This window comes from Arthrobacter sp. CP30 (assembly GCF_053470025.1).
This window is the reverse complement of sequence record NZ_JBQEMM010000010.1, coordinates 1-12507: the sequence shown is the minus strand read 5'-3', so window position 1 is coordinate 12507 and position 12507 is coordinate 1. Positions and strand designations below refer to the sequence as shown.

The window sequence follows — 12507 nt, the reverse complement described above, 5'->3', positions numbered from 1 at the left end:
CAGCGGTAGCGTGAAAATCATGAAGATCCTCCACACCTCGGACTGGCATCTCGGGCGTTCGTTCCATGGCACCGGGACCCTCGACGCGCAGCGGATCTTCATCGACAACCTCGAGAAGACGGTGCGCGAGGAAGGCGTGGAGATGGTCCTCGTCGCCGGAGACGTGTACGACCGGGCGCTGCCCGCCGTCGACGTCGTCGCGCTCTTCGACGACGCCCTGGATCGACTGACGGTCGCGGGCGCGGAGGTGGTGGTGAGCAGCGGCAACCACGATTCGGCGACCCGCCTCGGCTTCGGCGGCCGCATCCTGGCACGCGGCGGCGTGCACCTCCGCACGCGGCTCGACGACGTCGCCGTCCCGGTGCTGCGGCAGCTCGGGGAGGACACCGACCTCGCCGTCTACGGCGTCCCGTATCTCGAACCGCGCGTCGTCGCCGACGCCCTCGGAGCAGGGTCCAGCACCCACACGGCTGTCACCACGGCGGCCCTGGGCCGCATCCGCACGGACATCGCCGAGCGGTCGGAGGGTCGGCGCATCGTCTCCATCGTCATGGCGCACACCTTCGCCGCAGGGGGTACGGGATCCGACAGCGAGAGGGACCTCGCCATCGGCGGCCTCGGCTCGGTGCCCCTGGCGCTGTTCGACGGGTTCGGCTACGCCGCACTCGGGCACCTGCATGGCCGGCAGAAGCTCTCGGAGACGGTCCGCTATTCGGGCTCACCGCTCGCCTACTCCTTCTCGGAAGCGCATCAGGCGAAGGGCGCGTGGCTGATCGACGTGACACAGGACGGCGTCGGCGAGGTCCGCGCGGTCCAGTGGCCGGCACCCCGCGACCTGGCGGTGCTGCGCGGAACCCTCGACGACCTGCTGGGCCGAGATGGACTCGAGTGGGCCGAAGCGGCCTACTGTCACGTGACGCTCACCGATGCCGAGCGGCCCGCCCGCGCCATGGAGCGCCTGCGCACACGCTTCCCGGACACACTCGTCCTGGCCTTCGAGCCCGAGGGCGGCGAGAGGACGGACCACCGCACCTACAGCCAGCGGATCGCCGAGGCCAGGGACGACGCCGAGGTCTGCTGCGGTTTCCTCGACCATGTCCGGGGCCGGTCGGTGTCGGCCGAGGAGCGCGCCCTGGTCCGCACCACCGTGGACGCCGCCCTCAGCGGCGCGTACGAGAAGTAGGGGAGTGCCATGAGGCTCCATCTCCTCGAGATCCAGGCCTTCGGGCCGTTCGCCGACCGTCAGCACGTCGATTTCGACGCCCTGTCGGACCAGGGCCTGTTCCTGCTCAACGGACCGACCGGCGCCGGCAAGTCCAGCGTCCTGGACGCGGTGTGCTTCGCGCTGTACGGGTCCGTACCCGGCGCCAGGCAGGCAGCCAAGCGGCTCCGGAGCGATCATGCCGCGGAGTCGGTGGCGCCCGAGGTGTGCCTCGAGTTCTCGGTCGGCGACCGGCGCTTCCGGGTGGTGCGGTCACCGTCCTGGGAGCGGCCCGCACGCCGTGGGAGCGGCACCACGACCGAGCAGGCGAGGACGCTGCTCAGTGAGCGCGTCGATGGCGACTGGGTCCAGAAGTCCGCGCGGAACGACGAGGCGGGGCTCGAGCTGCAGCAGCTCCTCGGCATGGACAAGGAGCAGTTCACGAAGGTGGTGATGCTGCCCCAGGGGGAATTCGCGGCGTTCCTCCGCGCGGACGCGAAGCCCCGACGGGAGCTCCTGCAGCGCCTGTTCTCGACCACGCGGTTCGAGGACCTCGAACGGTTGTTCCTCGAGGAGAGCCACCGCTCCACCCGGGCGCTCGAGGAGGAACAGGCGAACCAGCGGCACGTCTACCTCCGGGCCGTGGACGAGGCCCAGCGGCACGGCGTCGGGGTCGAGGGGACCGTGACGGTGTCCGCCGGGGCGTCGCCCCCTGCTCCGGACCCCGCCACGGGGACCCATGGACTGACCGAGGCCGTGCGGGCGCGGTGGGAGGAGGCCTCGGCCGAGAGCACGGAGCTGGCGGAGGGCAGCGCGCTGGCCGACGGTGCCCTGGCGGCCGTATCCCGGCGGCGGAGCCGCTCGGCGGCACTCGCGCGGCTCCGTGCCCAGCGGACGGAGCACGAGGGGAAGGCCGAGGCGATCGCCCGGTCCGTCGACGCAGTGCGACGCCACGACGAGGCCCGCGCGCTCGGCAGCGTCCTCGACCTCGCCGATGATGCCGCGTCCGCAGCGGACCGGGCCCGCCTGGAACAGGACGCGTCGATCGAACGAGCCCGAGCCAATGCCGTGGTGGCCGACTACCTGGACGCCGACGTGGTGCTCAGCGGGGCCGGGTCCGAGAAGGACCGCGCCCGGGTGTCGGCGGCGTTCGACGTGGCGTCGGCCGCGTCCGCCGTCCTGAAAGCGGCGCTGCCGGACGAGCGGCGACGCCAGGACGTGCGTCGCGACCTCGTCGGCGTGCAGAAGGACCTGGCCGCCCTCGACGCGACGATGGACGCCGTCGACAGGGAGCTCGATGCCCTCCGGCGTCGCCGGGCGGAGGACCTCGAACGCCTGGGACCGTTGCGTAGGGCCGCTGACGGCCTCGCGCACCTCCGCGCGGAACAGGTCGCGGTGGAGACTGTGGGACGGGTGGTCGAGCAGTTCGGGGCGGCGGAGGAGCAGGGCAGGCGGGCCGACAGTGCATACCTGCGCGCGTCGGAGTCCTTCCTCGACCTCAAGGAGCGGTGGCTCGACCTGCTGCGCCTGCGGCTCGAACAGTCGGCAGAGGAGCTCGCGGAGCGCCTGGAGGACGGCGAGCCGTGCCCGGTCTGCGGGAGCCCGGAGCATCCCGCGCCCGTCGCGTCACCCGGCGGTGACCGGGTCACCCTCGGGCAGGAGCAGGAAGCCCGCCGCCGGCAGGCGGAGGCCGAGGCTGCGCTGCAGGAAGCGAGGGGGGTGCGGGATGCCGTCCGGCTCGAGATCGCGGACCTCGCCGCGCGGGGAGGCGATCGGAGTGCGGACGACGTCGAGGCCGCCGTCCTCGACGCGCGCGTCAGACTGCAGGAGGCGGAGGCGGCGCAGGCCGAAGGCGTATCGGTCGAGGAGCGCGTGGCGCTCGCGGCGGAGGAGGAGGAGCGGCTCCGGGTCCGCCAGGACGTGGCGCGTGCCGAACGCAGCGATGCCGAGGCCCGACAGGGCTCGCTGGCGGATCAGGACCGCCTCCTCTCGCGCCGGATCGACGAACTCCGGGCCGGGGCGGCGTCACTCGCGGTCCGGACCGCGGAGGTGGAGAGCGCCGCACGCGACCTCGACGCGGTCCGTCGCGCCACCGAAGGCTGCGACCGTGCCGGCGCCATGCTCGAGGCCAGCCGGGCGCGGCTCCTCGGCGCGCTGTCCGGTACGCCGTTCGACGACGCGGAGGAGGCGCGGACGGCACTGATGCCGGATGCGCTGCTTGCCCGCACCCGCACGTCGGTTGCGGACCACGAGGTGCAGGGCCACCGGCTCGACGCCGCGTGGGAGGACGACGAGATCACGCAGGGCCTCCGGGACGAGGCGGACGGACTTGCCGCCCCCACCGAGGACGACGAACGGGCGGCCCACTCTGCCGCGGTGGAACTCCGGACCCGGGCCCACCGGGCGGGTATCACGGCCGAAGTCCTCGGCCACTCCGTCACGCAGCTCGAGGCGTACGCGCTCCAGCTGGCCCGGATCGAGGAGCGGATCGCCCCGCTGCGCGAGCGGGCGCAGCTCACCTCCTCGATCGCCGAGACAGCCCGAGGGGGCGGGGACAATCTGTACAAGATGTCGCTCGCCACCTACGTGCTCGCGTCGCGCCTCGAGCAGGTCGCGGCAGCGGCCACCGAACGGTTGCTCGAGATGTCGGACGGCCGCTACCAGCTCGTCCACAGCGACGCGACGGCCGGGAACAAGCGCTCGGGACTTGGGCTGAACGTCATCGACGGCTGGACGGGGAACCGGCGGGACACCTCGACCCTCTCGGGCGGAGAGTCCTTCATGGCGTCCCTCGCCCTCGCGCTGGGCCTCGCCGACGTGGTGCAGCAGGAAGCCGGAGGACTCGACATCGAGACACTGTTCGTCGACGAGGGGTTCGGCTCGCTCGACGACCAGGCCCTCGAGCAGGTGATGGACGCCCTGGAAGGGCTCCGCAGTGGCGGCCGCGTCGTCGGGCTCGTCAGCCACGTGCCCGAGTTGAAGCAGCGCGTGAGCGCCCAGCTGCAGGTGGTGAAGGGTCGGCAGGGCTCGAGTCTCCGCTTCGTGGAGCAGCCCGTCAGCGTGTAAAATCGAGGCGTTACCGGGTCGGGCGCATCGGGAGGGGGGACGATGCGCATTCCATGCACCCCGGAAAGCAGATGTACAAGAACCCCACCCCGGTATCGCCGACCCCTCCGCCGCCCCCGAGCACGCCACCCGAGGCCACACCAGGCCGCCGGTCCAGGCTCGGCCGCTTCGGTGTCCTCCCGCAGCTCGCGGGCCCGTCCTTCCTCGTCATCGGCCTGTTCGCCCGCCTCCCGCTCGCCATGCTCACGGTCGGCGCACTGACGCTCGTCACCACGGCCAGCGGCTCCTACGCCGCCGGAGGCTTCGCGGCCGGTGCCGTGGGACTCGGATCCGCGACGGGTGCGCCCCTCCTGGGGTACCTCGCCGACCGTCGTGGGCAGAGGATCGTCCTGCTCGCCTCGGCGGTGCTGAACACGCTGGCCATCATCGGCCTGCTCGTGGTGACGATGACCCGTTCCGGCTTCGCCGGCTCGGGACTCGCCCTTGTGCTCCTCTCCTCCTTCGCGATGGGTTTCACCTGCCCGCAGATCGGTCCGCTCGCGCGCGTCCGGTGGATGGCGATGACCCGGCGCGGTCCCCGCTCGGCGCTGGACACCGCGCTGTCCTACGAGGGAACGGCCGACGAACTGACCTTCGTCCTCGGGCCTGCACTCGTGGGGCTGCTCGCGTCCCTCCTCGCACCCTGGCTGCCGCTCGCTCTTGCTGCGGTCCTGACGCTCACCCTGGTCAGCGCCTTCGCCGTGCACCGGACCGTAGCCTTCAGCGATACCCGGAGGGACGCGCCCCGGAAGGTCGACGGGCAGCAGGGGACAGAGGCCGGACCATCCTCGGGCACGGTCACCGTGGGTCAGGACCCCGTTCGGTCGCACGGGTCGGACGTGCCGGAGGAGACCGATCCTGCGCCTGCGGGCGCGTGGTTCGTGCTGATCCCCGTCGCGGGCATGATCGCCATGGGGACCTTCTTCGGCTCCACGCAGACGTTCCTCACGGCGTTCACCGGCGAGTTCGGGGCTGCAGAATCGTCCGGTCTGCTGTACGCGGTCATGGGGCTGAGTTCAGCCGCTGCCGCCCTGTCCGTGGCCTACTGGTCGCGACGATTCCGCCACACCGCCCGCTGGACCGCCTCCGCCCTCGCCATGACCGCAGCCGCAGCCGCGCTCGTCGTGCCTAGCTCGGTCGGCGCGATGGTGCTGGTCCTCCTGGTCCTCGGCCTTTTCGTCGGGCCGACCATGGTGACCATCTTCTCGATCGGATCGGCCGTGGCTCCGGCGCACCGCCTCGGTACCGTCATGACCTTCCTGGCGAGCGGCATCGTGGCGGGGACGGCCATCGGGTCAGCGCTGGCCGGCACTCTCGCCGAAGCAGGCGGAGCTGCCGGCGCGGCGCTCGTCCCGGCGCTCGCCGCTGCCGTCCTGCTGCTGCTCGGCGTCGCCTCGGCCATCACTCTCCGCCGCGTCCGGGCCGCCTGACAGCAGCGTTCATCACCGCGGTCCACCCGTTCACATCATCAGTCGGCTGTCCATCGGCTCCCGCCACCCCTAGGATCGAAGGACACCCGAGATGCAGGAGGACGCATGAGTACCGACGGTACCGAGCACCAGGATCACGATCAGGCCGACACCGACGGCGCGGGCCCGGAGGGCACCATCCCCTCGGGCGAGGACGGCGTGGCGGCGGGCGCCATGGAGGAGGCCAGCCACTTCGAGCCCGAGGAGGACGAGGGCGACGGAGCCTGACCCCGCCGTGACGGCAAGGAACCTGCTCCGGGCCTGACGCCGGGACGTCGGCCGGCGAGACCCGGCCCGGACCGCAGCCACCCCGTGGAGGCGCCGAGAGCGGTTCCCGACCATCCATGACGAACACCCCGCCGAGCATTCGGCGGGGTGTTCGTCATGGCTGAGGATTCGTCGTGCTCAGCGGATGCTGGGTGCCCGACCGGGCGGTTCGGGAATCCTGATGTTGCCGGTGATGATGCCCCCGGTGATGACGCCACCCGTGACGACCCCACCCGTGGCGACGTCAGGCGATCCGCTGTCGCACGACGGCACGTCGTCCTGCAGGACGCGAGCGCGTGTTCCCCCGGCGAGGGTGCCCGGCCGCTGCACCTCCGCCGCCGGCGCGACATGATCGTCGGCGAACCCGCGCAGCTGCAGGGCGACGTCATGGGCGTACGGTCGGAGCCCCGGATCCCGCGCCGTCATACCGCGCAGCAGATCGCCCCACTCGGGGCCGAGGGCTGCAGGCACGTCGGGGTCCCGGAGGAGCCGGGCCAGTGCGGCCTCCACCACGGGCCCCGGGAACGCCTTCTGCCCGGTGAGGCACTCGAGCAGCACGAGCCCGAGGGAGTAGATGTCGCTGCGCTCGTCCAGCGCGTCACCCTTGGCCTGCTCGGGACTGAGGTAGTTCGCCGTGCCGATCGTGGCGCCCACGGCCGTCGCCATGGTCGCCTCGACCATGCGCGCGATACCGAAGTCCGTCAGCTTGGGGTATAGGCGCGTACTGTTGTCGCCGCTGTGGAACATGAGGATGTTCGCCGGCTTCACATCCCGGTGCACGACGCCCTCCGAGTGGATGTACGCCAGGGCGTCGGCCAGGTCGGCGCCCAGCTGCGCGACATCGACGGCGGGGATCGGTCCCCGCCTGAGCAGGTGTCGCAGGTCCTCGCCGTCGACGAGCTCCATGACGAGGAAGCCCGTCGCCCGGCCGTCCTCGTCCTCGTGGATGCCGGCGTCGTGCAGGGTCACGAGGCCGGGATGGTTCAGCGTCGAGAGCAGCATGGTCTCGGTGTGCTGGCGGCGGTAGCTGTCGTCGTCCGACGTCGTCGGGTTGAAGATCTTGACGGCCACATCCCGGCCGAGGTTCCTGTCCACCGCCCGGTAGACGGAGGCCGCCCCGCCGACTCCGAGGAGATGGGTGGTCTGGTAGCGGTCGGCGAGGAGCACATCCATGGGTGTCCTCCCGCGACAGGTTGTGGTGACCGGTCGGCGCGTCACCTCACAGTAAGGCTGCTGACCGTTTCACAGTATAGCGGCGGGGCAACGCGCCGGACCCGGGGACAACGCGCCTTTACCGAACCGTCACCGGGGACCTCAGGAGAGGAAATCGACCGCAGCGTCCTTGAACTGCCGGGCCGTGATGGTACTCGCGTGGTTCCTGCCGGCGATGCGCACCGTCCGGGCGTCGGGCGCCCATCGTTCGAGGTCGGCGATGCCTGCGGCATAGTCGTCCTGGTCCCCGGCCACCAGGAGCAGGGGCATCTTCGGGACGGCCGAATCCGGGGTGAAGGGCTCGGTCTTGATGGCCGACACCATCGCGAGGAGGGACGGGAGATCGTGGTGCGGCACGGCGTGAGCCATGCGGAGGAGGTCCGCCGTCGTCGGGTCCTCGGAGGGAGGGCCGCCGGCCAGGGACCGTTCCGCCCCGGCCAGATCGAAGTCGGCGAGCGGATCGGCCGTACCCGGTCCGCCGAGGACCATGCGGCGGATCATCTCGGGCTGCGTGGCGCCGAGTTCCCAGGCCAGGCGGGAGCCGAGGGAGTAGCCGATCACGTCGACGCCCGACGTCGCCGAGTCCGCCTCGAGCGGGAGGACGCGTTCGTCGAAGAGTGCCTGCAGGATGTCCGCGCGCATGCGGCTAGGGGCGTACGCCCCCGCATCCGCGGGAGCGGCACTGTCGCCGTGCGCGGGGAGGTCGATCATGATGGCCGAGCGGCCGGCGTCGTTCAGGACACGCACCCATCCCGTGTCCACCCAGTTCCGGTGCGACGACGACCCGAAACCGTGCAGCAGGACGACGGGCGGCAGCGGCAGGGGATCCGGGGCATCGCTGCGGGTGATGGACAGGCGTGGGTCGATACCTTCGACGGCGTGTACTGAGTGGTGGTCCATCAGTTCATCGTAAGGGCGGCAGAGACATGTGCGCCCTTGAACACATCCCCACCGTGCGGCCCCGAAAGGCCGACGACTGTGACTTTAGACACTTCTCCCTGCCGGGGCAACCGGACGCGCCGCCCCGCCAGAAGCGGCATCCGCGACAGTCCCACCGTTACGGCTGGATGAGTTATAGTCAATATGACTTTAACCTCTGTTCCATCACAGCCCTGCGAAGGAAGCCCATGCACAGCTCGGCGAACGTGTCGGAACGGCAGTCCCAGGCGCCGTCGGTCGCGATCTCGACGGTGATCTTCGCGCTCCGGCCCGGGGGCGAGTCGCAGCGACCCGAGATCTGGTTGCCCCTGGTACGCCGCATCCGTCAGCCGCATCTCGGCAAGTGGGCACTTCCCGGCGGTCCACTCGGCGGTACGGAGTCGCTGCAGGACGCGGCAGCCCGGAACCTGCGGGACACGACCGACCTCGAGCCCACCTACCTCGAACAGCTCTACGCCTTCGGCGGGCTGGACCGGGCGGCGACACAGCGACTGGTGTCGATCGTCTACTGGGCGCTCGTCCGACCGGACCAGGCCGATCTCACCAGGGCGTCCCGGAACGTTCAGTGGTTCCGCGCCGACGACGTCGAGGGGCTCGCCTTCGACCACGACGAGATCGTGGCCTACGCCCTCGGCCGCCTGCGCGGGAAGATCGAGTACGGCTCGGTGGCCTACCACTTCCTCGGCGAGCGGTTCACGCTCGCGCAGCTCCGCGGCGTGTACGAGGCGGTGCTCGGACGGGAACTCGACCCCGCCAATTTCCGACGCCAGTTCCGGTCCGCGAAGGACATCGCGCCGACGGAGGAGGTCCTGCAGGGCGGGCGGAACCGGCCGCCGCGGCTCTATCGGTACACGGGGCCGCACGTGCTGCCTCCGCCCGCACCGGCGGGCGGGCGGGAGCATCCGGGCCGAGCCCGCTCCCTCGACGCAGACCATGCGACGGCGGACGGCACGGCGTCCCGGCCGCCGTCCGTCGTGTCGGGCCCCGGTTCCTCCTGAGCCCGTCATCGGCTCCAGTGCCGGTCCCGGCCGGCACTCCCCAGATCCGTCGAACCCCACGTCATCCCACTCACCCTGCCTTCCGCCCGTGGGCGGAAGGCCCCACCACAGGGAGCACCCCATGTCCGTGTCAACCGCCATCGAACTGATCTCGAGGGACGCAGCGGACGGAGCCGTCCCGGCGTCGACCTGCTCCCCGGACCTCGTGCGTGATCCCTGGACCATCGATGCCCTGCCCATGCCGCAGTACGGTCCCGGGGCGTCCATGGCCGACCCCGCACCGCCTGCGACGCCCCGGCAGGGAGAGCTTCCCGAGGACTACAGGACGGCGTCGGCGGAGGACCTCGACCGGCGCATCCGCGCGGCGAAGGCGACGCTGGGGGAGTCCGTGGTCATCCTCGGGCACTTCTACCAGCGCGACGAGGTGGTGCAGTACGCCGACTTCGTGGGCGACAGCTACCAGCTCGCGCGTGCGGCCACGGAACGCCCCGAGGCCGAGGCGATCGTCTTCTGCGGCGTCCACTTCATGGCCGAGACCGCGGACATGCTCTCGACCGCCGGGCAGTCCGTGATCCTCCCGAACCTCGCCGCCGGCTGCTCGATGGCGGACATGGCCGACATCGACTCCGTGACCGAGTGCTGGGACCAGCTCACGGAACTCTTCGGGACCGAGCCCGACGCGGACGGGCGAGTCCCCGTCATCCCGGTCACGTACATGAACTCCTCCGCCGCCCTCAAGGGTTTCTGCGGAGACCACGGGGGGATCGTGTGCACGTCGTCGAACGCCGCCGCCGTGCTCGAGTGGGCGTTCGAGCGGGGGCAGCGCGTGCTGTTCTTCCCGGATCAGCACCTGGGCCGTAACACGGCCAAGGCGATGGGGGTGCCGCTCGAGCAGATGCCCCTGTGGAACCCGCGCAAGCCGTGGGGCGGGACCGACGAGCAGGTCCTGCAGGACTCACGCGTGATCCTGTGGCACGGGTTCTGCTCCGTGCACAAGCGCTTCACGGTCGGGCAGATCGAGAAGGCCCGGGCGGAGTTCCCCGGGGTGCGGGTGATCGTGCACCCCGAGTGCCCGATGCCGGTCGTCGACGCCGCCGACGAGGCGGGGTCCACCGACTACATCAGGAAGGCCATCGACGCCGCCGCGCCGGGCACCACCTTCGCGATCGGCACCGAGATCAACATGGTGAACCGGCTGGCGGCCCAGTTCCCGCAGCACACCATCTTCTGCCTCGACCCCGTGATCTGCCCGTGCTCGACGATGTACCGGATCCACCCGGGCTACCTGGCCTGGGTTCTCGAGGGACTCGTCGAGGGCCGTGTGCTCAACCCCATCACGGTGCCGGAGAGCGTGGCCGCTCCAGCGCGGGTGGCGCTCAACCGGATGCTCGCGGTCCGGCCATGAACCGCGGCACCGCAGCGCCCGCCGCGGCTCCGACGCCTCGCGGCGGATCGAGGGTCATCGTGGTCGGGTCGGGGATCGCCGGGATGCAGACGGCCCTCGAGCTCCGCCGGCTCGACCCCTCGGGTGCTGTCGTCCTGGTGTCCAAGGGGACCCTCACCGAGAGCAACACACGGTACGCGCAGGGTGGGATCGCCGCCGTCGTCCCGTCCGTCAGGGTCGCACCGGCCCCGCAGGGGGCGCGCGACGGCGGTGAGGGCGGATCCCCGCATGCCGATTCGGTGGAGGCGCACATCGCCGACACCCTGATCGCCGGCGCGGGGTTGGCCGATCCGCACGCGGTCTCGGTGCTGTGCCACGGTGGGGCCGACGCCGTCCGGTCCCTGCAGCGGGCAGGCGTCGTCTTCGACACCGTCGCGGCGGACAGTGCCGGTGCCGGGGCCGGACCAGGGGGCGCGGCAGAGCCGGACCGCGATCTCGGGGAGACAGGGCGGTCGGCGACGACGACGCCTGATCTCGCCCGTGGTCGGGAGGCCGCCCACTCCGCCGCGCGCATCCTCCACCTCGGCGGGGACTCGACCGGCGCCCGGATCGTCGGGGCGCTGTCCGCGGCGGTCGGCCGGGACCCGGGCATCGTCGTGCTGGAGGGCGCGGCGGTCACCCGTGTGCTGCTGACCGGCTCAGGAGAGGCCCTGCGGCGCGCAGCAGGCGTCACCACCGTCGTCGCCGGCCGGTCACGCGACCTACCGGCCGACGCCGTCGTGCTCGCCACGGGCGGAGCCGGCCAGCTCTTCGTCCACACCACGAACCCGTCCATCGCGACCGGCGACGGTCTGGCCCTCGCCTGGCGGGCCGGCGCGGCCGTCACCGACCTCGAGTTCTTCCAGTTCCACCCGACCTCGCTCGACGTCCCGGGCAATCCGCTGATCTCCGAGGCGGTGCGCGGTGAGGGGGCACGGCTCATCGACGCCGACGGCAGGGCCTTCATGCACGACTACCACCCCGACGGCGACCTCGCACCCCGCGACGTCGTCTCCCGGAGCATCGCCCGGCACCTCGCGCGGCGTTCCGGCAGAGGACGTCCGGGACGGATGACCGCTCCTGTCGGCACCGGTCCGGCGGAGCACGTGTACCTCGATGCGACGGCGCTGGGCCAGGCCTTCCTGTCGCGCCGCTTCCCCGGCCTCACGGCACTCACGCTGCGGCACGGGTTCGACTGGTCCTCCGAGCCCGTCCCCGTGGTGCCCGCCGCTCACTACTGGATGGGCGGCGTCCGCACCGACACCGAGGGGCGGACCTCGGTCCCCGGCCTCTTCGCCGTCGGCGAGGTGGCGCGCACGGGTGTGCACGGGGCCAACCGCCTCGCGTCGAACAGCCTCCTCGAGGCAGTGGTGTTCGCGACGCGCTGCGCCGAGGCGATCGTCGACGGCGGCGGAGCCGCTCCTCGCGTCGACGCGGAACCCTTCGACGCCGACGCAGACGTCGACGCCGGGCGCTCCGCCACCCAGCCCGTCACCCGTCGCGAACTCCAGGAGGTCATGTCCGACCACGCCGGTGTCCTGCGCACCGGTGCCGGACTGGAACTCGCCCGCAAGCACCTCGCCGGCTATCACGCGCCCGAGGATCCCGAGACCGAGAACCTGCTGCTCTGCGCCCGCCTGCTCGTCCACGCAGCCTCCCGGAGGCCGGCATCCTGCGGCGCCCACTACCGCGTGGACGGGGCCGACCAGGACCCCGACCAGCACTCACGCGACGTGGAGCACTACGCGGAGGATGAGCCGCCGGTACCGAGCCGATCCTACGTTCGAGCCATCGAAGGAGCCATCCGATGAGCACCACCACGTTCCCCTCCACGACCCCACCCCGGACCCCCGGCGCGGGGGGCGCGTCGACCACCGGCACGGCGCCCTCGCC

The 12507-nt window shown here is 71.7% G+C and carries 9 protein-coding genes; 7 read left to right on the top strand and 2 right to left on the bottom strand.

Features of this window, described 5'->3' with window-relative positions; all coding sequences use genetic code 11:
- Positions 1–19: 19 nt before the first annotated feature.
- The 4 genes from ACTIMO_RS13125 to ACTIMO_RS13110 all read left to right on the top strand — a co-directional run bounded on the left by ACTIMO_RS13125 (position 20) and on the right by ACTIMO_RS13110 (position 6003).
- Positions 20–1183: an exonuclease SbcCD subunit D gene (locus tag ACTIMO_RS13125; RefSeq protein WP_448182690.1), complete on the top strand. Its 1164-nt coding sequence runs from the start codon at positions 20–22 to the stop codon at positions 1181–1183.
- Between the two features lie 9 nt (positions 1184–1192).
- Positions 1193–4267 (top strand): AAA family ATPase, encoded by a 3075-nt coding sequence (locus ACTIMO_RS13120; protein ID WP_055772896.1) that lies wholly within the window; start codon positions 1193–1195, stop codon positions 4265–4267.
- A gap of 53 nt (positions 4268–4320) precedes the next feature.
- Positions 4321–5736, top strand: a complete 1416-nt coding sequence (locus ACTIMO_RS13115; RefSeq protein ID WP_448182689.1) for an MFS transporter — start codon at positions 4321–4323, stop codon at positions 5734–5736.
- Positions 5737–5841: 105 nt separating this feature from the next.
- Entirely contained in the window at positions 5842–6003 is a 162-nt protein-coding gene (locus ACTIMO_RS13110) for a hypothetical protein (RefSeq protein WP_200914847.1), read from the top strand.
- Between the two features lie 177 nt (positions 6004–6180).
- Here the strand turns inward: ACTIMO_RS13110 and ACTIMO_RS13105 are convergent, their stop codons facing one another.
- Complete coding sequence (locus tag ACTIMO_RS13105; RefSeq protein WP_448182688.1) at positions 6181–7215, bottom strand: serine/threonine-protein kinase; 1035 nt, start codon at positions 7213–7215, stop codon at positions 6181–6183.
- Positions 7216–7356: 141 nt separating this feature from the next.
- Complete coding sequence (locus tag ACTIMO_RS13100) at positions 7357–8154, bottom strand: alpha/beta fold hydrolase (protein WP_448182687.1); 798 nt, start codon at positions 8152–8154, stop codon at positions 7357–7359.
- Positions 8155–8381: 227 nt separating this feature from the next.
- Here ACTIMO_RS13100 and ACTIMO_RS13095 point away from each other — a divergent pair, with 227 nt between their 5' ends.
- The 3 genes from ACTIMO_RS13095 to ACTIMO_RS13085 all read left to right on the top strand — a co-directional run bounded on the left by ACTIMO_RS13095 (position 8382) and on the right by ACTIMO_RS13085 (position 12425).
- A complete protein-coding gene (locus ACTIMO_RS13095; RefSeq protein WP_448182686.1) occupies positions 8382–9191 on the top strand; it encodes an NUDIX hydrolase in 810 nt (269 codons plus the stop codon).
- Between the two features lie 121 nt (positions 9192–9312).
- On the top strand, positions 9313–10596 hold the full coding sequence (nadA, locus tag ACTIMO_RS13090) for a quinolinate synthase NadA (protein WP_448182685.1): 1284 nt from the start codon (positions 9313–9315) through the stop codon (positions 10594–10596).
- A complete protein-coding gene (locus ACTIMO_RS13085) occupies positions 10593–12425 on the top strand; it encodes an L-aspartate oxidase (protein WP_448182684.1) in 1833 nt (610 codons plus the stop codon). The genes nadA and ACTIMO_RS13085 overlap by 4 nt, the downstream gene beginning before the upstream one ends.
- Positions 12426–12507: the final 82 nt, after the last annotated feature.

Excerpts from the sequence above, each read along its gene's own strand:
- ACTIMO_RS13100 (WP_448182687.1), bottom strand. The coding sequence starts at position 8,154 with ATGGACCACCACTCAGTACACGCCGTCGAAGGTATCGACCCACGCCTG.
- ACTIMO_RS13110 (WP_200914847.1), top strand. The coding sequence starts at position 5,842 with ATGAGTACCGACGGTACCGAGCACCAGGATCACGATCAGGCCGACACC.
- nadA (WP_448182685.1), top strand. The coding sequence starts at position 9,313 with ATGTCCGTGTCAACCGCCATCGAACTGATCTCGAGGGACGCAGCGGAC.
- ACTIMO_RS13120 (WP_055772896.1), top strand. The coding sequence starts at position 1,193 with ATGAGGCTCCATCTCCTCGAGATCCAGGCCTTCGGGCCGTTCGCCGAC.
- ACTIMO_RS13095 (WP_448182686.1), top strand. The coding sequence starts at position 8,382 with ATGCACAGCTCGGCGAACGTGTCGGAACGGCAGTCCCAGGCGCCGTCG.
- ACTIMO_RS13085 (WP_448182684.1), top strand. The coding sequence starts at position 10,593 with ATGAACCGCGGCACCGCAGCGCCCGCCGCGGCTCCGACGCCTCGCGGC.
- ACTIMO_RS13125 (WP_448182690.1), top strand. The coding sequence starts at position 20 with ATGAAGATCCTCCACACCTCGGACTGGCATCTCGGGCGTTCGTTCCAT.
- ACTIMO_RS13115 (WP_448182689.1), top strand. The coding sequence starts at position 4,321 with ATGCACCCCGGAAAGCAGATGTACAAGAACCCCACCCCGGTATCGCCG.
- ACTIMO_RS13105 (WP_448182688.1), bottom strand. The coding sequence starts at position 7,215 with ATGGATGTGCTCCTCGCCGACCGCTACCAGACCACCCATCTCCTCGGA.